The following is a 19,935-nucleotide window of genomic DNA, read 5'->3' on the forward strand; positions in this document are numbered from 1 at the left end:
TTTCAGGCCGGTTGCAGGGTCAGTACCTCAAAGCCGTCGCGGGTCACTGCTACTGTGTGTTCCCACTGCGCCGACAGGCCGTTGTCGCGAGTGACCACGGTCCAGCCGTCTTTCAGGCCGCGCACCCGGGCGCTGCCCTGGTTGATCATCGGCTCGATGGTGAACACCATGCCTTCGCGCAGCTCCAGGCCGGTACCGGGGCGACCGAAATGCAGGATCTGCGGCTCTTCGTGCATCTGCCGGCCGATGCCATGGCCGCAGTACTCGCGCACCACGCTGTAGCCCCGGGTTTCGGCGTGTTTCTGGATGGCATGGCCGATATCTCCCAGGCGCGCGCCGGGGCGGACCACCTTGATGCCTTCCCACATCGCCTCGAAGGTGGTGCTCACCAGGCGCTGGGCCTTGGGGTTGACGTTGCCGATCAGGTACATCTTGCTGGAGTCGGCGATAAAGCCGTTCTTTTCCAGGGTGATGTCGATGTTGATGATGTCGCCGTCCTTGAGGATGGCCTTCTCATGGGGCATGCCATGGCACACCACTTCGTTGATCGAGGTGTTGATCGAGTAGGGGTAGTTGTACTGGCCCTTGCTGGCCGGACGGGCGCCGAGGTCGTGGCGGATAAAGCGCTCCACCGCCGTGTCCAGTTCCATGGTGGAAAGGCCGGGCGCGACCAAGTCGTCGAGAAAGCTGAACACCGTCGCCAGCAGGCGCCCGGACTCACGCATCAGCGCCAGTTGTTGCGGGGTCTTGATCAGGGCCTGGGTCATTCGCTACGCCCCCGGATCAGGTCGCTCTTGTTCAGCAGCAGTTTGTTGATCAGGTCGTTGTAGGCCAGGTGCGGATTGAGCTCGGCCAGCAGGCCGATCTTGATCCAGAACTCGGCCTGGGCGTTGATGGAGCGATCCATGGCGTCACTGGCGACGCGGATCTGTTCATGCAGTTGATCTGAAATCTTGACGATGCCCACGGGGTTTCTGTCCTGGTAAATATACGAAGCATATACGTTTCGTATATTTTTCGGCAAATGGCAGATAGCTCGACCTGTCATTGGCCATTGACTCACCAGCAACCCGCCGGTTAATTTCCTGGCCATGACTTTTTCCGCATTGCGTTCCCAGCCAAGCATTATTACCGCCATTCCTGATTGGCGGGCTTGCTGACGACTGCACCCAACCCGCCCTAGAGGCGGGTTTTTTCTTTCTGTCTCCGGGGCTCTCGACACCGCCAGGAGACACCCCATGAAGCATCCCGCCGAGCCGCACACCCCGCTGGACCTGCTTGAGCACTACGTGAAGAAGATTCTCGCGGCGCCGGTCTACGACCTGGCGGTGCGCACGCCGTTGCAACCGGCGCCGGTCCTGTCGGCGGCGCTGGGCAATCAGGTGCTGCTCAAGCGCGAGGACCTGCAACCGACCTTTTCCTTCAAGATCCGCGGCGCCTACAACAAGCTGGTGCAACTCAGCGACGAGCAAAAGCGCCGTGGGGTGATCACCGCCTCCGCCGGCAATCACGCTCAGGGCGTGGCGCTGGCGGCGCGGGAGCTGGGGATCAAGGCGACCATCGTCATGCCTTCCACCACGCCGCAGCTGAAAGTGCAGGGCGTCAGCAGCCGCGGCGCCGAGGCGGTGCTGCAGGGCGAGAGCTTTCCCTTCGCCCTGGCCCATGCCCTGCAACTGGCCGAGCGCGGCGGCCAGACCTTTGTCTCGCCCTTCGACGACCCGGACGTGATCGCCGGGCAGGGCACGGTGGGCATGGAGATCCTGCGCCAGCATCCCGGGCGCCTGGACGCGATCTTCGTCCCGGTGGGCGGTGGCGGATTGATCGCCGGTATCGTCGCCTATGTGAAATACCTGCGGCCCGAGGTGCGCATCGTCGGCGTCGAGTCCGAGCACTCCAACTGTCTGCAGCAGGCGTTGCGGGTTGGGGAAAGGGTGGTGCTGCCCAGCGTCGGTACCTTCGCCGACGGCGTTGCCGTGGCGCAGGTCGGCGCCCATTGTTTCGAGCTGTGCCGAGTGCTGGTCGATGAGGTGATCACGGTCAGCAACGACGAACTCTGCTGCGCGATGAAGGACATCTACGACGACACCCGCTCCATCACCGAGCCGTCGGGGGCGCTGGCGGTGGCCGGGATCAAGCAGTACGTGGCCCGCAGCGGCGTACAGGGCGAAACCCTGGTGGCCATCGATTCCGGGGCCAACATCAACTTCGATCGCCTGGGGCAGGTGGCCGAGCGCGCGGCCTTGGGCGCGGCCGCGTTGGTGTAAGAACGGAGCAGGGCCTCTTGTAGCCGCTGGCGCAGCCTGCGCACGAGCGCGAAGCACTCGCCAGTCGAACTACGAGGCACCGAGTTGCCTGGCCTGGCGGCTACATCACCTGCGGTGTAGCCGCTGCGAAGGTTATTCCGCGTGGGCCTTCTCGGCCTTGTCCGCGGCGGACCACAGGCGGTAGCGCACTTCGACGTCCTTGGGGGCGTAGATCACGATTGGCAGCTTGCTGTTGTAGCGCAGCACGAAGCCTTCGCCGACCACCGGCACGAACGCCTGCTTGCTGCTGCCCTCGGGGCAGGCCATCAAGGTGCTCATCGGCCCGCTGACCTTGTCCAGGCGGTAGTAGGGGTAACCCCAGCCTTCCAGGTTCTTCTCTTCCAGGGTACCGCCCAGGCGCTGACGGTTGCAGTCGACGGTCAAGGTCTTGCCGGCCAGGACCTCGACCTTGAAGTCCTCTTCCTTGGCCTGCTTGGGCAGATGGATCACCTGGCGCACAAAACCTTCTTCAGCCTTGGGGTAGGGCGCCACGTCTTCGAGTTTGGCCGCATGGCTCAGGGTGGAAATACCGCTCAACAGCACAGCGATGGCGGTGGAAACAGGAAAAAAGCGCATAAGGCCTCCTTGCAGGTTGATCGACGGCTTTCCCAATGGAGGGAGCCGTTGCTTGAAACGCCGGGCAGTTTGACTGGGGAAGGTCCGGTCATGCAATCCGTGGCCATTTCGCTCCGGCAAATTGCCGGGTGACCAACGGCAAATCCGGCAATCTGCACGACGCGATCCGCCGATGGGGCTTTATAACCCGATGATTTATCAGGGCATGACAATGAGTACGAAGACGGCACGCTTGATGCTCCATTCACTATCAGCGAGAAGCCGGCCGCACCCGTCCGCAAGAGGTCAGGAGGTATCGGGGCATCACGTGAAAAAAGCCCACTACTCAGAGCAAAATAGAATTTAGTAGAAGCGCAAATACGGCCTAGTCTAGGAATTGGCTTTCTCTTCCAGGGAGGTTTAGTCACGCCGTACGCCGTATTTCGGGGGTGGAATCCCGAGACGATATTCTTGCCATCATTGAATGGCCACTGCACCAACGGAGAGATCTGCCATGTTCTTATCTGCCTTGGAACTGCGCAATATCATTGAATGCAGCTTCCTGCCCAAACGCTGCGAGTGCACCCTGAGCCCCGACCTGCACATGACCGTGAAAGTCTATGGCGACCATGAAACCGACCGCGTGGACCTGGTGGTCACCGGTATCGATGCGGCGAGCCTCAACGGCTGCCGGGAAATCAACGATTTGATCGCCGAGTTGCGCTACGACCTGGCGAACCATCCGGGAAGCCAGCCCATCGCCCTCAAGTCCAGGGCTCATTGATCGGCGGCTTTGCCAATGCCTGTGTTGCTTGCCTGGCCTGGATAAATCCCGGGCCAGGCGCAAACTCGACCCTCACCGCGAATAAAATCCCTGCCTGAATCTCACAAAGCTGCCTGCAACCTTGCACGCGGTAGAGCAGGGCAGTCCTCAGTTCTGATAATTGCAAGCATCCGACAGCTTGCGGTAACTGATGGCTTCCAGCTTGCCCGCCTTGTCGATAAAGGTCATGTCCGCGGTGACCACCTTGCACTCCGGCGTCGCGGGCTCGGTCATCGACACCACCTTGGCCACCTTCAGCGGCATGCCATAGTGATAAGGCACCGGCTGCACCTGGGCCGTGTCCGCCTGAGCCACACCCACGACCCCGGCAAACGCCAGGGCCCCGACCAGCAAAATACGCATGTTCATGAGCGTTCTCCGATAAGCCCGACAAAACCGCCATCGAGTGCGCCGCGGAGGGGCGACAGAGGATTCTGCGCTGCGCGGTCGCGTACAGTTTTGGGCGGCGGGATTAATCAGAGATTAAGTAGGGGGCTAATGGTTTTTGTGGGGCGTGCTGGGTTGCGGATAGTGGGAGGTCAGGAGATCGGGGGTAATGGCATTGAACTGATTATGAGATCTAGGCAACGTTGCTTGGCGAGTCGCTACTTTTGGGGAGTGAGCCACTAAAAACCCAGCTTTGGAGGAAAGAACGAGAGCGGAGGATGGGTTTTCTTCCATTCGGAAGAAAATTTTTCAGCCTCGGTAATTTGCAAGACTGTCATCTTTGACTTTATTTCAGGCAAAACCAAATCTACGAACTTCAATACTCCACCGCCGCCGTCCAGTTCTTTTAAAAGAGATATTAGAGCGTACCCCTTAACAACGTTTGCTTTAAAGCCTAAAGTGTCAGGTTCTACTGCTAAGAAATATCCATAAGCGTAGACACCACTTTCATAACCGGTTTCAGCTGCGCGCTCTAGCCAGTAACGAGCTTCAGCCAAATCATTTTTGGCTCTTAGTAGCCCAAAGTACTCCATCATTGCCTTAGGGCTACCACCTTCGGCAGCTTGCTTTAATAAATTTTCGGTAGCTTGTGAGCGCGTCCAAGGAAAAACAAAAAAGCCTTTTCCTTCTTTATACCTATTGGCCAACAATCTTTGTGCAGGAGCATAGCCAGTGGAAGCAGATTTTTTTAACCATTCCAGGTCTGCTTTTGTGCTGTACATGACAGCCATCGCTTCACCGTCACCATTTTGCACTAGTGGTTCAACGGTTTGCCAAAGCAGTTTTAGCCAATCCTCGGAAGTCCTGATTCCGCTTGGGCAGTTTTTGATTACACTGCACAAGTCAGACTGAGCGGTGGCCAGGCGGGACATTGCGTAGTAATCTCCTTGCTCGGCAGAGGCTACATACCATTGATGTGCCTCCGTTGTAATGTATTGATTTTCCTTTCTTAACCCTTCCGCCAAATAATACTGAGATTCTCGATCACCTGCTTTTGCAGCGATTGTTAGTTCGGGTTTTGCGACTTTATATTGATTGTAGAGAATCCGCCCTCGATCTTTGGCGATCTGCTGCTCTGCAGATAATTGTGCATTAGCTTGAGTGATAAAAAGCACCAAAAAGAGACCGGCAATAATGAGGGGAGCTCTCATAGCGCAATCAACGACTCAGCTTGAAAGGAAAAAAAGAAAGGGGAGGGTGTGATGCTTTCCAAACAGACGATATTTTCTCTGCTTCAACTATCTGAAGTGGTGTCATTTTCTCCTTTATTTTAGGAAGAACATATTCGGCATCGTCTTTGGCGGTGCCACCACCATCAAGCTCAAGAAGTAGCGAAAGCAAAGCATAGGACTTCACCAGATCCACGGGAAAGCCATATTCCGGATATTTGCCTGAAAGGTAATACCCGTAGCCAAATATACCCTCGGCATATCCTGTCTCCGCGGCCTTCTCGGTCCACTTTCTGAAACCTTCCAGATCTTTTTTATCATAGAGAACCGCTGCAAAGTGAGTCATGCCTCTGGGATACCCTCCCTCTGCAGAAGCTTTCATCCAACGCTCAACCTCATTTGCACGGCCGGAAGGAGACAGAAAAAATCCAGAGCCTTCTTTATAATCTGTAGCAAGTAAATATTGTGCTAACGGAAAATTATTCTCGGCTGATTTTTTGAGCCATGCCTTATCGCCGGAGAGTTCATACATCAAATACATCGACTCCCCATTTTTTTGTGATGCTCCCATGCTTGCTGTACTTTTAGCTAACTCCAACCATTCTTTTGGAGTTTTTTCTGATTTTGGACAATTGCTCATTGCCGTACAAAGATCGCTGTCAACCTGAGTTAGCCGGATCATTGCATAGACATTTCCTTGCCTTGCGGCGGCTTGATAGGCTTGTTGAGCCTCTTCATCAATGTAGCGTTTGTTCTTTCTTATTGCCTCTCCCAAATAGTATTGAGCATCATCATCGCCACCGTCTGCTGCAATTCTTAAGTATGGAACTGCGGAGATTGCTTTGAATTGATTGTAAAGTTCTATCCCTGTGTCTTTGGCTTTTTTTTCCTCTATGGAAATAGCTGCGTTAGCGCTGATGCATGCAGTTAGTAATAGAAAATAAATCCAGGCTTCGCCTATTTTTCGGATTTTCATCATGAGCCCTCTTTGGCGCCAATATACTTTACAGTAGTCATAGGTACATAAGCCCTATGGGATACGGTGACTTTGCAAGATCCGTTTAGGCGTGCGCCTAGCAATGATACGGCCTCTTTATAACGCTCGCGGGATAAATCTGTACTACGATCACTCATTCTAAGAACGGGGTCGGACATGAATACATCTAATTTATGACGGTTCTCACAGTATTTCTGCCCTATATCTTTAGGCATTGTTCCAAATTTATTCATGCATCTGCAGGCATCTTCAAACTGTTTTTGAGCAAGTGCTATTTTTCCATTCTTTTTTGAGTTTTTTACTATCCAAGATAGAATCCGTTCAACGGCTTTTTGCTGAGTTGCATGGGATAGTTCCTTAGTATAGGTTCTTGTCTTTGTTGTGACATTTCCTGTGTCATCTGCTTCTGGTGTAACTATTGAGAACTTTTCCGGTTCAGAAGTTAACGTCATCAAAATCGGCCCCAATGCTGCGGGAGTGGCTTCAATAAACCATTTCTCGAGCTCTTCTTGATTCTGATATTCAATAATCGCATCAGCAATCGGCCCACCCTTACCACCACTGGTCATGGCATCGTAAAGGCTCAGGATGACCTCCAGTCCCATCATGTAAACCAGCGCCACATCCAAACCGGCGGCTCCCAGCACGTTGAGCATGGAGGCTTGTTCGGCGGCCTTGGGGTCTATCCAGGAGATTTGCGCGCCTTGTGTCTTGTAGAGTTCGCGGCGATAGAGGTTGACGATTTCGACCACTGCTTCGTAACCCACTTCGAGCTTGAAGGCGCCGCTCGCGCCCGGTCCCAGTACCACGGCAGCTTTCAGGTTGAGAATAAAGCGACCTTTATCCAGGGATATCTGGGCGTCGCCTTTGAAGCCTACACCAGCGGCGACACCGACCGAGCCGTTCAATTTGGCCAGGGTCAGCCATTGGCTGGCAGCGGTAGCCTCCTTACTGCTGTTTATGCCAGTGGCAGGCGGCGTACGCAGTGCTGCCAAGGCCTTGGGCGGCGACCAGTTCAGGGCGCCAGTCAACTCGATAGCAGCCTGGACACCGGCGAACAGATTGAAGTTGGCCTTGGCGCCATTTTCAATCTGCACCTTGGCCTTGCGCCCGGTCAGCACCTGATCGGAAGTCTTGGTGTCTACGCTGGTGAGTGCCTCGGATTTGTACTGCAGGTCCGGGGTAGGGCTATTGTCGTTCTTGGCCGCTTTGTCGGCTTTGAGCTTTTCATGGTCTGCTCGCTCGGCCTTGGCTTCGGCGTCTTCACGCTGCACGGGCTTGATCGGGCTGAGGTTGGCGCCGTATTTGGCATTGCCGAATATCGGGTTCAACTCGATGCTACCGGCGAGCATCAGGGAGGCACCCGCGTAGCCCCAGGCTCTGGCTCCGAAGTGGAAAGAGAAACGACCAAAATTCATGCTCTGGGCTTGAGGGTTGCCAACGATGAAATATTCGACGGTGAGGTCCCGGGCTTTCTCCCGGGCCGGCATGTCGACCTTCATCAGCTCCACTTCCCCACGAGCCAGGTCATAGCTCAATGACACGCTGGCCGAGGCCTGAAATCCTTCGGCGGCACTGAAGGAGGGCCCTTCAAACTTCGTTTCACCATGCAGTTTTGCCTGTGGCGGGGTAAGGCAGCGGACAAATTGCGCCTGAGGGCTTTTATCGAACAACCTCGCCGAACCCCGCACACTCTTTTTGAATACCACCTGTTTCAGGTGTTCGCCCCAGCCTTTGCGAGCGCCGGCGTCTTCCAGCTGGGTGACCTTGTAGCCTTCCTTTGTCAGGTACTTGTAGAACGCCTCGATGTCGAACCAGCCATTGCTGTCGAACCAGTCTCCGGCCTGATCGTCGATCTTGTGCGCCCCTTGGGATTCGAGCCATTGCCCAAAGACCTTTTGGGCGCTGTCCTTGGCTGCGCCACCACTGCCATTTTTTGGCACACTGTTCAGGACTTTCTTGCCTGCCTTTTGCAGATCGTTCTTGATGATCTTCCCCATGCCATCCAGGTCCAGAAGGCTGAACCAGCTTAGCGGATTGCCCTTGGCATCGACTCTGCTGACTTCCCGAAGAGGAAAACCGGCCTTGACCAGGCGATCGACGGGTTGCGGTTGAAACTGCTCCGGTTCCCAGAGCAGGTGAAGACTAGGGGGCTTGGCCAGTTTTGCTTGAGCCTTTTTATGCAATCCCTCTTTTATGAGCTGCAAGCGATCCCATTCGGCCCGCTCTTTTTCCACCAGGCCGGCCGGTGCCTGAGCATTCTGGCCGGTCGCTTCGATCCAGCGGCGATACTTCTCACGCAGGCGATCATTGACCTCCGATTGTTTTTTCTCCGTCTCCAGATACAACCGGAATTGCTGGATGCCAGTTGCCAACCCGTCGTCGATCAAGGCGAACTCCGGTAATGCAATGCCGTATTCCGCAACCTTCATGATGGCGTCGGTGTATTCGTAGTAAGCGAACTTGCCGGCGTTTTCCTGTTTCCAGACGAAATAGGTATGCAGGTCCCCTTGGCCTTCGGCCACACAGCATTGCAGGGCTTCGCGTTTCTGCTTGTCTTCTGCCAGCAGTTTGGCGATTTCTTCCGGAGAGTATTCGGTGGCGGCCTTGCTATCGAACTTCTTGAACACAGCCTTGCGTTTTTCCAGGTAGTTCTGCACCAGTACGCGGGCTTCGATAGCCTTTTCGGAAAACAGCGTACCGCTCTCGTAGGTGTATCCCTGCTCCTTGGCGATGGCGATGGCCTTATCCCTGAGCACACACCACTCTTTGCGCAATGTGTAGAAATTGTCGTATTCGGTTCTGATCTGGTTCCGAGCGTTTTCGTCGCTTATGTACTGGTCGATACGGGATTTCTGGGTGTCGGCCTTGGGGGCCTCCGGTTCGGACTTTTTCCCGGCCTGGGCCTTCTCGCTTCTGGAGCGCAGGGCCATGGCAGGGTCCATGTCGATATTGGGCTCCTCCTTCTCGATTGCCTCCATGCGCTGACGCTCTGCATCCTCGAGAAAACCGCCCAGCTTTGGCTCGAGGAAGTAACTCAGCAGGCCACTTTCATCCAGCCCCTTGATTCGCTCCACATTCGATTTGCTCGGAGATATCTGTTTCTCCAGGGTGTACATGGCCTCCTTCATCGATGCGCTGGCACGTTCTGGCAGCAGCCAGAATTGTTGTTCATCCGTCGCATAAATGGCATTGGCGTAGATTTTCGAGCAGGGTGGCGCGTGCTTTACGAAGTTCGCGTCGCAGGTTTTTGAGAAGTCTTTCTCCGCACCGAGCTTGATGCAGGCGGAATCAGGTGCGGTCTTGGCCGGGGAAGGCTGAGCGGCAGAGGACGTTGTGGCGTTTGCGGTACTTTTGGCTGGCGCGCCAGCGGCCGGTGCCTGGGCGCTCTTGGGAACGCTGAGGTTCCAGCCAGCCTTGATGTTGCCCGGGTTAATGATGAAGGGGTTGAGCTGTCGCAGTTGCGCAACAGTGGCGTTATAGCGAGAGGCAATCTGGCTAAGGGTTTCGCCAGGTTTGACCAGGTGATTGGTGATTTCCATGGTGCTTCCGTTCTGTTGTTGCGTCGGGTTCATCGGGGGACGACCAATGCCTATTGCATCAGCCGTTCGACCTTGATGAACGAGTCGTCCTTGGATTGCAGGATTGCCATCGTCACTGGCCGGGTTTTAAACAGTGGCCCATTGACCACTGGGGCCAGCTTGAGCAAATGCCGGCCTTCATAAATCTGGTGTTCCAGCAGTACGTCGAGGTTCTCGGTGATGTCTGGCAGGCGTTCATCCTCGGGTTCGCCGAAGGCGGCGTATTGCTCGTCGACCCAGTACACCCAGCCCAGGCGTGCCTGGACCCTGGCAGTGTCGGCGGGGAGGTTGAAGGCTGGTCCATCGGCGTTCCAGGGCTGCTGGGCGTCGGTACTCCAGGCCAGCCAGTGGCCGTTCTGTGGGCCGAAATTGCGCGGGGCAGGGCTGTAGACGTTCTGCCAGGGGCCGAACAGCTGATTCGCGGTGTCGCCGGCGGTATAGACCAGGGCGGCCCACAGGCTGGCCTTGTGATAGCTCAGCAGGCTCTGGCCGCCGGAGCCGTCATTGGCCTTCAGCAGCCAGCGGGCGTGGGCCAGGGCCTGGGCGGGATCTTCGGTGGTGAGGGCGATGCCGGCGCCGTTCTCTGCGCACAGGCGCGCGGCTTCGGCGGCCAGGCGACTGCCCCAGGGAGCGACCAGCCACAGCGGGCCTTCGCTGGCCAGCTCGGCCAAGTCGGTATTGCCGAACAGCGGCTGGGTGTTCATCGGCTCGCCGACACGATAAAGAATCGACATGGCCTCGGGCTGGCGGCCGCGATCGATGATGAAGTACAGGCTCTGGCTGGAGCCCTCGCGGGGCAGTTGCTCGAAGGTATAACGCGGTGCGGCCAGCAGGGCGTTCATGGCGTTTACATGCATGTGCAATCCTTACGGCTGCAGGCGCCGTTGCTCTGTTTTCCGCACAGCGGGGTAATACCCGACTCGTTCAGGCGGCTAGGCAGGGGGACCTTGCCGGCCTTGTCGTTATCGGCGAGTTTCAAGGGGCCCGGCAACAGCGGCGCCGCCGGCGTACCCACGCCCGGCGCGCCGCCGGAATTGACCTTCACATTCGCCCCGCTAATGGTCACGCCACCAGCATCGAGCTTGACGAAGCTGCCGCCGGCCTTGGCGGTGAGTTCGGCGCCGGCTTCCAGGACCACGATGTTGCCGGTCTTGTAGTGAATCTCCTGGCCCGCCTCGACGAATTGCGCGGTGCCGATGTTGGCGTGCTGGGTGACGGCCACGGTCAGGTGGTCGTTGGCGCGGATTTCGCTCTTGCGGTCGAGGTGGGTGATGCGGTGTTCCTCGGCCTTGAGTTCGGTCAGGGTGTTGGCTTCGACTGTGTCGTGGCGCTGGTTGCCGACGCGGATCCGCTGGTCGTGCTCGACGTTTTCGTCCCAATCACGCTGGGCGTGCAGGTAGATCTGCTCGGCGCCTTTCTTGTCTTCGATGCGCAGTTCGTTGTAACCCTTGCCGCCCGGCGAGCTGAGGGTCTTGAAGGTGCTGCGGGTCTTGTTCGCCGGCAGGTCGTAGGGGACCAGGTTTTCCTTGTGGTACAGGCAGCCGGTGACCAGGGGCTGGTCGGGGTCGCCTTCGAGGAAGGTCACCAGCACTTCCATGCCGATCCGCGGGATGGCAATACCGCCGTAGGCCTTGCCGGCCCAGCCGCTGGCAACGCGGACCCAGCAGGAAGTGTTGTCGTCGGCCTGGCCGTCGCGGTCCCAGTGGAACTGCACCTTGATCCGGCCGTATTGGTCGCAATGGATCTCTTCACCCTTGGGCCCGGTGACCAGCGCGGTCTGGCTGCCCAGGGACTTGGGTTTCGGGTGTTCCAGCGGCGGGCGGTAGTGGGCGTCCCAGGGCGTGGCGAGGAAGCGGTTGCGGTAGCCCTGGTGGAAGTCGTCCTTGTTGCTGGTGACGTCGCTGGTGATGTTCTCGCCCAGCACCTGCGGCTGCTTGCCTTCATGGATCACCTCCAGCAGCAGCCACAGGTCGTTCCATTCGCTGCGCGGGTGGGCGGCCAGGGTCAGGAAGTGACCGCTGACCAGGCTCGGCTCGTCGCCTTTGCCTTCGGCCAACCGGTAGTCGCTGCGATGGCGTTCCAGGGCGCGGGTCGCCAGTTGCTTGCCGCGGGCCTGCTGGGTGAACAGGCCGGGGTAGTCGTAGTCTTCCAGGTCCGGCACGAATTCGGACTTGGCCGCACCCTCGGGCAGCAGGCGCGGCTTCTCGAAATCGTAGTCGCGGCGGCTGACGCGGCTGGTGCGGGTTTCCAGGCGCAGGTTGAAGCGCTTGATCACCGGCTGTTCGGCGGCCATGCCCGAGTCCTGCTGGTAGTTCACCGCTGCCAGCTTGCGGAACACCGTCTGGTCGTCGCCGAACACCAGCTTGTGGCCGCTGGCGCTGTGCTGGAAGTGGAAGTGGATGCCTTCTTCTTCACACAGGCGCTGGATGAAGTGCAGGTCGGATTCGTCGTACTGGGTGCAGTAGACCCGCTCCGGGTAGGTGGCGCCGAGCTGGAAACTGTAGGCGTCGGCCAGGATGCCGCGGGCCTCGAGGACCTGGGCGATGATCTTCGGCACGCTGAGGTGCTGGTAGATCTTCTGGTTGAAGTTGTGGCGCAGGTAGTTGAGCTGCGGAGTCAGGCTGATGCTGTAGCGGGTCAGCTTGCGCCCGGAATCGCCTTGGGCGATGCGGTACACCAGGCCGTGGATCAGGCCTTTACCCGTACTGCCGAAGGTCAGGCAAGCCGGCTTGTGCAGGAGTTCTTCGAGCTTGAGGTCGGGACGCGCGCTGACCAGTTCGATATCGAAGCAGAAGGGTTGATTGAGGGCTTCGCGGCCAACGAAACTGAGGACCTGAAGGTCGACCGAGGCGCCTTCGATCGTCAGGGAAATATGGGTAGCGTTAGCATCCAGCATGCCGTGAAATCCATCCATTGAATAAGCAGGGGGCGGATGGTGCAGGAATAAGCCGGTCGATTCAAGCCGAGGCCGCCGCGGCTTTCCGCCCGCCGGAACATTCAGAAATGTCCCCGATAACCATTACTTATGCCTGACAACCCATCCGGCTAACGCCCTACGGGCATCAGCGGAGTTGGCTGTAAGGGATACGCCGATGGCCGCTCAGGGATTCCCGTGGCGACGCGGGCCGGCGACCGGCCTTTGAGCAGTGAGTCAGCGCCGCAATCGCCGTCGGCCAGTTGGCCCGCAAGGGCGACACAGGCTGTCGCCGGGGCAGGTCGTTGCCGCGTCAGGAACGCGGGGGCAACGGCGGCCGGTAGTAGCTCTGGAACCAATCGACAAAGCGCCCCAGGCCCTCGGCCAGGGGGACCTGCGGGCCGAAGCCGGTGACGTTCTCCAGGGCGCTGGCATCGGCGCAGCCGTTCAGCACGGTGCCGGGCTGCAACGGCAGGTACTCGACCTGTGCCTTGCGCCCGAGCAGTTGCTCCAGGGTGGCGACGTAGTCCTTGAGCTCCACCGAACGTTGCCCGCCGATATTGAACAGGCGCCAGGGCGCCATGCTGGTGGCGGGGTCGGGTTGTTCGCGGTTCCACAAGGGGTTGCGCACTGGTGGCTTGCCTAGCAGGCGAACCAGGGATTCGACCAGGTCGTCGATATAGGTGAAGTCGCGCTGGTGCATACCGTAGTTGAACAGCTTCAGCGGACGGCCTTCGCAGATGGCCCGGGCGAACAGCACCGGCGACATGTCCGGGCGTCCCCAGGGGCCATATACGGTAAAGAAGCGCAGGCCGGTGGCCGGCATGTCGAACAGATGGCTGTAGCTATGGGCCATCAGCTCGTTGGCCCTTTTGCTCGCGGCGTACAGCGACAGCGGATGGTCCGCGGTGTCGCTGGTCTTGTGCGGCAGTTGATGGTTGGCGCCGTACACCGAACTGGACGACGCGTAAATCAGGTGTTCGGGCGGATAGCGCCGGCACATTTCCAGCAGGTTGAGAAAGCCGCCGAGGTTGTTGTCCAGGTAAGCCTTGGGGTTTTCCAGGGAATAACGTCCCCCGGCCTGGGCCGCCAGGTTGATCACCACCTGCGGGCGAACCTGGGCGAACAGCCGGTCGAGGGCTTCGGTATTGCCGAGGTCGAGGCGGTACAGCGGGAACTGTCCCACCTGCTGCTCCACCCAGCGCACCCGGTCGTGCTTGAGTTGCGGGTCGTAGTAGTCGTTGAAATTATCCAGCCCGGTGACCTGATGCCCATCCTTGAGCAAACGCAGTGCGGTATGGGCGCCGATGAAGCCGGCGGCCCCGGTGATCAGGATATTCATGCGCAGAGCGCCCCCGGTACGCGCCAGGGCAAGCCACTGCCCGGGGGACACAGGCGAGCGATGTCCCGCGCGATGGCGAGGGCGACTGCTTGTACCAGGCCGACATGGCCGGTACCAAAAACGCTGACATCCAAGGGAGGAACCTCATCCGTGATGGGTAATGCGTGAGTTTCATGGCCCACTTTTTAAAGAACTGAATAGGTGCAAGTCCTTTTCGCGTTCTTTTTTTGACACTACCACAGCATGGAGACGGTTAATTGGCGTTTCGCCGTGTTATATAAATGACGAAGGCGTTTTGTATAACCCTATTTAAGAAATAATAACGTTTAAAATCAAATAGATAACATGAATGAAAGGCTCATGAAAGCCTTGGGGCAATTCCTGGGTAACAAACCCGGCAGGGCAAATTAATCCGACGAGCGGTAGAGATTTTAACGAAAAAAACGCCATTTTTATCCTGGCGCAGGCTTCCTTGGATCCAAAACCTCTCGAAGCGCCCAATGAATAGCGCCTTGGCCAAGAGTCTGGATAAAGGGAAAGAGTGTTGGAAATGATCGCTTTATTCGAGGCGAGGGCAGCGCGTTGAAGGAGGGCGCTCAGGGCCAAAGGCTGTAGCTGCTTCAGACTAAAGTCGGGTGTAGCCCGTCAAAGCCATCTGCCATCATTTGCGATCAACATTGATTTGATCAATTCACCTGGCCAGGAACGATTCGCCAGATGGATTGCTATTGCCTTTCTTTCGTCCGCGTTACCGATGCACTGCTGGAGCCTTTCATGCCTTTCCCTTTGCTGCACTCATTCCGACCACTGCGTTATCCAACGGTGGGCCTCGGCGCCCTGTGCCTGTGCGCGGGTTTTACCGCCCAGGCCGAGGCCGCGGGTTTCTTCGAAGACAGCAGCGCCAAGCTCGAGTCGCGCACTATCTACTTCAACCGTGACTTCCGCGACGGCCATACCAGCAACGATCAAGGCGCTTCCAAGCGCGAAGAGTCGGCGCAAGGGTTCATTCTCAACCTGCAATCGGGCTACACCGAAGGCACCGTCGGCTTTGGTATCGACGCGCTGGGCATGCTCGGCTTCAAGCTCGATTCCAGCCCCGACCGCAGCAACAGCGGCCTGCTGCCGTCCAGCGGCCACGACCCGCGGGGTTCCAAGGACCAATACGCCAAGCTCGGCCTGACGGCCAAGGTGCGCCTGTCGCAGAGCGTGCTCAAGTACGGCGCGCTGCTGCCGGACTTGCCGCTGCTCAAGTACAACGACGGGCGCCTGCTGCCGACTATGTTCAACGGCGCCATGCTCACCTCCAAAGAGATCAAGGACCTGACGTTCACGGCCGCGCGGCTGGATAAGTACACCGCCCGGGACTCCACGGACGCCCAGGACATCCGCGTGCACTGCAAGAACAAGCGGTATGCCTGCAACGTCACTGCCGACCATTTCGACATGTACGGCATCGACTACAAGTTCAACGACCGCCTGACCGGCCAGTATCACTACGCCGAACTGGAGGACATCTATCGCCAGCACTTCATCGGCCTGCTGGCCAACCAGCCGCTGGGCCAGGGCGTGCTCAAGGCTGACCTGCGCTTGCTCAAGAGCGCCGACAGCGGCGCTGAGCGCGCTGGCTCCATCGATAACCGCGCCCTGAGCGGCATGCTCGGCTACGCCATCGACGGCCACACCTTCAGCGCCGGCTGGCAGCGCATGAACGGCGACAACTCGATGCCGTACCTCGATGGCAGCAACCCGTACCTGGTCAACTATGTGCAGGTCAACGACTTCGCCGCCGCCCAGGAGCGTTCCTGGCAGCTGCGCTACGACTACGACTTCAAGGCCATCGGCATCAACGGCCTGAGCTTCCTGACCCGCTATGTCAGCGGCGACCATATCAAGGTCCCGGGCAGCGACCAGGAAGGCCGCGAGTGGGAACGCGACAGCGAACTCAAGTACGTGGTACAGAGCGGCACCTTCAAGGACGTCAGCCTGCGCCTGCGTAACGCCACCTACCGCAGCAACTACGAAAAGTACGCGCGGGACGTGGACGAGACGCGGCTGATCGTCAGCTACAACTTCTCGATTCTCTGACGGCGCTGCCGGAACCTGAGTCCGCGATCTGTCTGGATAAGCGCGTTGGCTGGTTTACGACTGCTTCGCAGCCGATCGCAGGCTGCGCCAGCGGCTACGGGGTTCGCGGTGTTTGTGTAGCCGCTGCCGAGCTTGCGAGGCTGCGATCGACTACGCAGTAGTCGCGATCTGCACGCGGCCACTTCAGATAGATCGCGTTGCTGGGTTTTGCGGCTGCCTTGCAGCCGGTCGCAGCCTCGCGGAGCTCGGTAGCGGCTACAGAGAATGCGGACGCGGGGAGACCCGTGTCAGGCGGTTACAGCCAGGGCCAGAAGCGGCTCCAGAAGCCGCGGTCCAGCTCTTCCCGGCAACTGGCGTATTGCTGGCCGTACAGGCTGGAGCGGCTTTGCACTTTCATCGCCACGGTCTGCAGCCAGGGCTTGGCCACATAGGTCTGCCGGCGGTAGCCACCCCAGCCTTCGTGATAGTTCAGGTACTGGCGGTAGGCGTCCTGTTTGGTCACGCCGTTGACCCGTGTGGTCTGGTCCATGTACCAGCCGATAAAGTCGGTGGCGTCGGCGAAGTTGGTGCGGCTGGCCCAGTAGTTGTCGCCCTTGCGTTGGTAGTCGCCCCAGACTTCGTCCTTGGCCTGCGGGTAGCCGGCCGCCGTGCTCACCCGGCCCCAGGGAATCACCCACAGCAGGTATTTGCGTGGCGGCAAGGCGTCCTGCTTGAAGCTCGATTCCTGGTAGATGATCGACAGCGGCACCTGGATCGGCACCCCCCATTTCTCTTCGGTGGCCTTGGCGGCTTTGTACCAGTCGCTTTTCTCGCGAAAGATCTCGCAGATGTCGTTGGGGTTGGCCGGCGGCGAGGTCGCGCAGCCGGTCAGGATGAGGGGGAAGACTACGGCGGCACAGGCAAAGCGGGTCAAAGGCAAGGCTCTATTCGGGTCGATGGGGGCGCCAATGTGGTACGAATGCGGCGCCCCTGCGATCAGTTCAATTGGTGGCGATAGGGCAGGTCCGGTCCGGTCTTGCCACAGGTCAGCGCCGCGGCGCGGATGGCGAACCTGAGCATCTGGTCGATCTGGTCCCGGCTCAAGCCCGCCACACCCTCCAACGAATCCAGCTGCCGTTCGGTCAGCCAGGCAATCAAGGCGGCCTGGAAGGTGTCGCCGGCGCCCACGGTGTCGGCCATCTTAATCGGCATGGCCGGCGCCGACCAGCGGCCATGCACCCGGCTGAACACCGTCGCACCCTCTGCGCCGCGGGTCAGGAACACCAGCTGGCAGTGATGCTGCAGCCAGCCTTCGATCACGTGCTGTGGATCCTGGTCGGGGTAGAGCAGGTGCAAGTCCTCGTCGCTGACCTTGATCAGGTCGGCCAACCGGACCAGGGTGTCGATGCGCTGGCGCCACAGCTGGATGTCCGGGGCCGGGTTGAGGCGCACGTTGGGGTCGAGGCTGATCAGGCGCTGGCCGCGCTCGCGGCGCACCAATTCCAGCAGGGTGTCGCCGATCGGCTGCACCACCAGGGAAAACGAACCGATGTGCAGGCCGCGCACCCGGCTGTCGAGCGGCGGCAGGTCGCTGAGCTGCAACTGGCGGTCGGCGCAGCCTTCGCCACGGAAGCTGTATTGCGGCGAGCCGTCGGCGCCCACCGCGACCATCGCCAGGGTGGTCGGCGCCTCGACGTGCAGCAGGTAGTCCTCGTCCACGCCTTCGTCGCGCAGCACCTGCAACAGGCGCCGGCCGAGGTAATCGGTGGACAGCCCGGCGAACAGCGCCGCGTCCACGCCCAGGCGGCGCAGACCGACCGCGACATTGAAGGGTGAACCGCCGGCGATGGCCTGGAAGTTGACCTGCGATGCCCGACCGCTGGCATCGTTTTCGCTGAAAAAATCGAACAGTGCTTCACCACAGACCAGATACATAGTCATTCGCTCTTCAAAAGGGTTGTCACATGCTGTTGGTAACGTTCATAGGCCTGCTGATAGGCCGCGACATTGGCTGCTATAGGCCAGGTCTCGCTGCTTGCATCGAACCTCACGCAGCGCTGGCACAATTGCGCCAGGCTCTGCGGCCGGTCGCTGCCGCGGGAATGGCACCAGGCCGCCTGGATCGCCGCGCCCAGGGCCGCCGCTTCGCTCTGCTCGGTACAGACCACCGGGGTGTGCATGATATCGGCGACCATCTGCCGCCACAGCGGGCTTTTCGAACCGCCGCCGATCAGGCGGATGTCCTGGCTTTGCAGGCCGTTGTGGCGCAGCAGGTCCAGGCCGTAACGCAGGCCGAAGGTGGTGCCCTCGACCACCGCGCGGCACAGGTTGGCCCGGGTCAGGTTGTCGGCGGTCAGCCCCAGCAGGCTGCCGCTGGCATGGGGCAGGGCGGGGACCCGCTCGCCGTTGAGGAACGGCAGCATGCACACGCCCTCGGCACCGATCGGCGCCTGCGCCACCAGTTGGTTGAAGGCATCGATATCCAGCTCGAACAGTTCGCGCACCGCGCCGGTGGCATTGGTCAGGTTCATGGTGCAGATCAGCGGCAGCCAGCCGCCGCTGGAGGAACAGAAGGTCGCCACCGCGGCGTCCGCGCTGACCCACGGTTGCTCGGCGTAGGCGTACAGGGTGCCGGAGGAACCCAGGCTCATGGTGATCGCCCCGGGCTGGATATTGCCGGTGCCGATGGCCCCGAGCATGTTGTCGCCGCCACCGCTGGACACCAGCGCCCGCGGGTTGAGGCCCAGGTGCCGGGCGAGCTCCGGCAGCAGCGTGCCCACCGGCTGCTCGGCTTCGAGCAGTTCCGGCAAGGCGGCTTCCAGGCGGCCGTCAGGGGCGATATGCCGGAGCAGTTCCAGGTCCCAGTGGCGGCTGCGCACATTGAAATAGCCAGTGCCCGAGGCATCGCCGTATTCGCTGCAGCAGCGGCCGGTCAGCCAGTAATTCAGGTAGTCGTGGGGCAGCAGCACATGAGCGATGCGTTGGAAAATCTGCGGATGCTGTTCCCGGGTCCACAGCAGTTTCGACACCGTGTAGCCGGGGGCAATCGCCACGCCGAGGCGCTCCAGGGAGCCCTGTTCGCCGCCCAGGTAATCCAGCAGGCGCTGGTTCTGCGGGGTGGATTCGGTGTCGCACCAGAGCTTGGCCGGGCGCAGCACCTGGCCCTGCTGGTCGAGCAGGACCAGGCCGTGCTGCTGGCCGGAGACGCCGAGGCCGAGGATGTCCAGGCCGCTGACCCCCGCCGTCAATAACGCACGGCGGGTGGCCAGGGTAAACGCCTCGCGCCATTGCTCGACGTCCTGTTCACGGCGGCCGTTGGCGCCGCTGATCAGGCTGTGGGGCGCCGCGCCCAGGCCCAGTACTTCACCGCTGGCGGCGTCGAGGACGATGGCCTTGGTGCTCTGGGTGCCGCAGTCGATGCCGAGGAAAAGCTGTTGCGTCGTCATGGATGAACCTGCACAAAATTAATCAAACCCACTGTAGCCGCTGCCGAGCCTGCGAGGCTGCGACCGGTTGCAGCGCAACCGCAAAACCTGCGTCCGCGATTTGCCTGGAGAAAGGCGTTGGCAGGCTTTGCGGCCGCTGCGTCGGAATGCCGCCCAATCCGATCGCAGGCTGCGCCAGCGGCTACAGGGCTCGCGGTGCTTGTGTAGCCGCTGCCGAGCTCGCGAGGCTGCGACCGGTTTGGGCGGCATTCCGACGTAGCAATCGCAAAACCTGAGTCTGTGGTCTGTCTGGAG

General features: G+C 59.6%; 15 protein-coding genes and 1 pseudogene. 3 read left to right on the forward strand and 13 right to left on the reverse strand.

Translation table 11 applies throughout. From position 1 onward, the window contains the following. Nucleotides 1-2: 2 nt before the first annotated feature. Both map and BMY68_RS06715 read right to left on the reverse strand, forming a co-directional pair. Nucleotides 3-767, reverse strand: coding sequence for a type I methionyl aminopeptidase (gene map / locus BMY68_RS06710; RefSeq protein WP_085530910.1), 765 nt, complete (start codon nt 765-767; stop codon nt 3-5). Beyond that, entirely contained in the window at nt 764-967 is a 204-nt protein-coding gene (locus tag BMY68_RS06715) for a ParD-like family protein (protein WP_009048910.1), read from the reverse strand. Before BMY68_RS06715 ends, map begins: the two co-directional genes overlap by 4 nt. Before the next feature lie 271 nt (nt 968-1,238). Between BMY68_RS06715 and ilvA the strand changes: the two are divergent. After that, nucleotides 1,239-2,246: pseudogene (ilvA, locus tag BMY68_RS06720) on the forward strand (threonine ammonia-lyase, biosynthetic); the annotation flags it as partial. 150 nt (nt 2,247-2,396) lie between these two features. Here the strand turns inward: ilvA and eco are convergent. Further along, nucleotides 2,397-2,879, reverse strand: a complete 483-nt coding sequence (gene eco / locus BMY68_RS06725; RefSeq protein ID WP_085530908.1) for a serine protease inhibitor ecotin — start codon at nt 2,877-2,879, stop codon at nt 2,397-2,399. Nucleotides 2,880-3,372: 493 nt separating this feature from the next. Here eco and BMY68_RS06730 point away from each other — a divergent pair, with 493 nt between their 5' ends. Then, complete coding sequence (locus tag BMY68_RS06730) at nt 3,373-3,642, forward strand: DUF1652 domain-containing protein (RefSeq protein WP_007926398.1); 270 nt, start codon at nt 3,373-3,375, stop codon at nt 3,640-3,642. A 147-nt stretch (nt 3,643-3,789) separates the two neighbouring features. Here the strand turns inward: BMY68_RS06730 and BMY68_RS06735 are convergent, their stop codons facing one another. The 7 genes from BMY68_RS06735 to BMY68_RS06765 form a co-directional block, all read right to left on the reverse strand. Beyond that, a complete protein-coding gene (locus tag BMY68_RS06735) occupies nt 3,790-4,050 on the reverse strand; it encodes a DUF2790 domain-containing protein (protein ID WP_085530907.1) in 261 nt (86 codons plus the stop codon). A gap of 257 nt (nt 4,051-4,307) precedes the next feature. Beyond that, nucleotides 4,308-5,279: a tetratricopeptide repeat protein gene (locus tag BMY68_RS06740; protein WP_085530906.1), complete on the reverse strand. Its 972-nt coding sequence runs from the start codon at nt 5,277-5,279 to the stop codon at nt 4,308-4,310. A 7-nt stretch (nt 5,280-5,286) separates the two neighbouring features. Further along, nucleotides 5,287-6,273, reverse strand: a complete 987-nt coding sequence (locus BMY68_RS06745) for a tetratricopeptide repeat protein (RefSeq protein ID WP_239694069.1) — start codon at nt 6,271-6,273, stop codon at nt 5,287-5,289. After that, the gene (locus tag BMY68_RS06750) at nt 6,273-9,836 is read right to left on the reverse strand and encodes a LysM peptidoglycan-binding domain-containing protein (RefSeq protein WP_085530904.1); all 3,564 of its coding nucleotides are present in this window, start codon (nt 9,834-9,836) and stop codon (nt 6,273-6,275) included. The genes BMY68_RS06745 and BMY68_RS06750 overlap by 1 nt, the downstream gene beginning before the upstream one ends. Nucleotides 9,837-9,886: 50 nt before the next feature. Then, nucleotides 9,887-10,732, reverse strand: a complete 846-nt coding sequence (locus BMY68_RS06755) for a DUF4123 domain-containing protein (protein WP_085530903.1) — start codon at nt 10,730-10,732, stop codon at nt 9,887-9,889. After that, nucleotides 10,723-12,771 (reverse strand): type VI secretion system Vgr family protein, encoded by a 2,049-nt coding sequence (locus BMY68_RS06760; RefSeq protein ID WP_085530902.1) that lies wholly within the window; start codon nt 12,769-12,771, stop codon nt 10,723-10,725. The genes BMY68_RS06755 and BMY68_RS06760 overlap by 10 nt, the downstream gene beginning before the upstream one ends. A 331-nt stretch (nt 12,772-13,102) precedes the next feature. Beyond that, on the reverse strand, nt 13,103-14,131 hold the full coding sequence (locus BMY68_RS06765; protein ID WP_085530901.1) for an NAD-dependent epimerase/dehydratase family protein: 1,029 nt from the start codon (nt 14,129-14,131) through the stop codon (nt 13,103-13,105). Nucleotides 14,132-14,905: 774 nt separating this feature from the next. Here BMY68_RS06765 and BMY68_RS06770 point away from each other — a divergent pair. Then, a complete protein-coding gene (locus BMY68_RS06770) occupies nt 14,906-16,216 on the forward strand; it encodes an OprD family porin (protein WP_092160415.1) in 1,311 nt (436 codons plus the stop codon). Between the two features lie 295 nt (nt 16,217-16,511). Here BMY68_RS06770 and BMY68_RS06775 read toward each other — a convergent pair whose 3' ends face one another. The 3 genes from BMY68_RS06775 to xylB form a co-directional block, all read right to left on the reverse strand. After that, nucleotides 16,512-17,129: a transglycosylase SLT domain-containing protein gene (locus BMY68_RS06775; RefSeq protein ID WP_085530900.1), complete on the reverse strand. Its 618-nt coding sequence runs from the start codon at nt 17,127-17,129 to the stop codon at nt 16,512-16,514. A gap of 62 nt (nt 17,130-17,191) precedes the next feature. Continuing rightward, nucleotides 17,192-18,130 (reverse strand): carbohydrate kinase family protein, encoded by a 939-nt coding sequence (locus tag BMY68_RS06780; RefSeq protein ID WP_085530899.1) that lies wholly within the window; start codon nt 18,128-18,130, stop codon nt 17,192-17,194. Nucleotides 18,131-18,132: 2 nt separating this feature from the next. Further along, on the reverse strand, nt 18,133-19,641 hold the full coding sequence (gene xylB / locus BMY68_RS06785; RefSeq protein WP_085530898.1) for a xylulokinase: 1,509 nt from the start codon (nt 19,639-19,641) through the stop codon (nt 18,133-18,135). Between the last annotated feature and the right edge of the window lie 294 nt (nt 19,642-19,935).

It is taken from the genome of Pseudomonas sp. NFACC41-3, from assembly GCF_900109505.1.
Classification (GTDB): domain Bacteria; phylum Pseudomonadota; class Gammaproteobacteria; order Pseudomonadales; family Pseudomonadaceae; genus Aquipseudomonas; species Aquipseudomonas chlororaphis.

Bases quoted from the DNA above. Each gene is read 5' to 3' on its own strand.
- map (WP_085530910.1), bottom strand. From the start codon at position 767: ATGACCCAGGCCCTGATCAAGACCCCGCAACAACTGGCGCTGATGCGT.
- BMY68_RS06750 (WP_085530904.1), bottom strand. From the start codon at position 9,836: ATGGAAATCACCAATCACCTGGTCAAACCTGGCGAAACCCTTAGCCAG.
- BMY68_RS06755 (WP_085530903.1), bottom strand. From the start codon at position 10,732: ATGCATGTAAACGCCATGAACGCCCTGCTGGCCGCACCGCGTTATACC.
- BMY68_RS06735 (WP_085530907.1), bottom strand. From the start codon at position 4,050: ATGAACATGCGTATTTTGCTGGTCGGGGCCCTGGCGTTTGCCGGGGTC.
- BMY68_RS06770 (WP_092160415.1), top strand. From the start codon at position 14,906: ATGCCTTTCCCTTTGCTGCACTCATTCCGACCACTGCGTTATCCAACG.
- BMY68_RS06740 (WP_085530906.1), bottom strand. From the start codon at position 5,279: ATGAGAGCTCCCCTCATTATTGCCGGTCTCTTTTTGGTGCTTTTTATC.
- BMY68_RS06765 (WP_085530901.1), bottom strand. From the start codon at position 14,131: ATGAATATCCTGATCACCGGGGCCGCCGGCTTCATCGGCGCCCATACC.
- BMY68_RS06780 (WP_085530899.1), bottom strand. From the start codon at position 18,130: ATGTATCTGGTCTGTGGTGAAGCACTGTTCGATTTTTTCAGCGAAAAC.
- BMY68_RS06760 (WP_085530902.1), bottom strand. From the start codon at position 12,771: ATGCTGGATGCTAACGCTACCCATATTTCCCTGACGATCGAAGGCGCC.
- BMY68_RS06745 (WP_239694069.1), bottom strand. From the start codon at position 6,273: ATGAAAATCCGAAAAATAGGCGAAGCCTGGATTTATTTTCTATTACTA.
- eco (WP_085530908.1), bottom strand. From the start codon at position 2,879: ATGCGCTTTTTTCCTGTTTCCACCGCCATCGCTGTGCTGTTGAGCGGT.
- xylB (WP_085530898.1), bottom strand. From the start codon at position 19,641: ATGACGACGCAACAGCTTTTCCTCGGCATCGACTGCGGCACCCAGAGC.
- BMY68_RS06730 (WP_007926398.1), top strand. From the start codon at position 3,373: ATGTTCTTATCTGCCTTGGAACTGCGCAATATCATTGAATGCAGCTTC.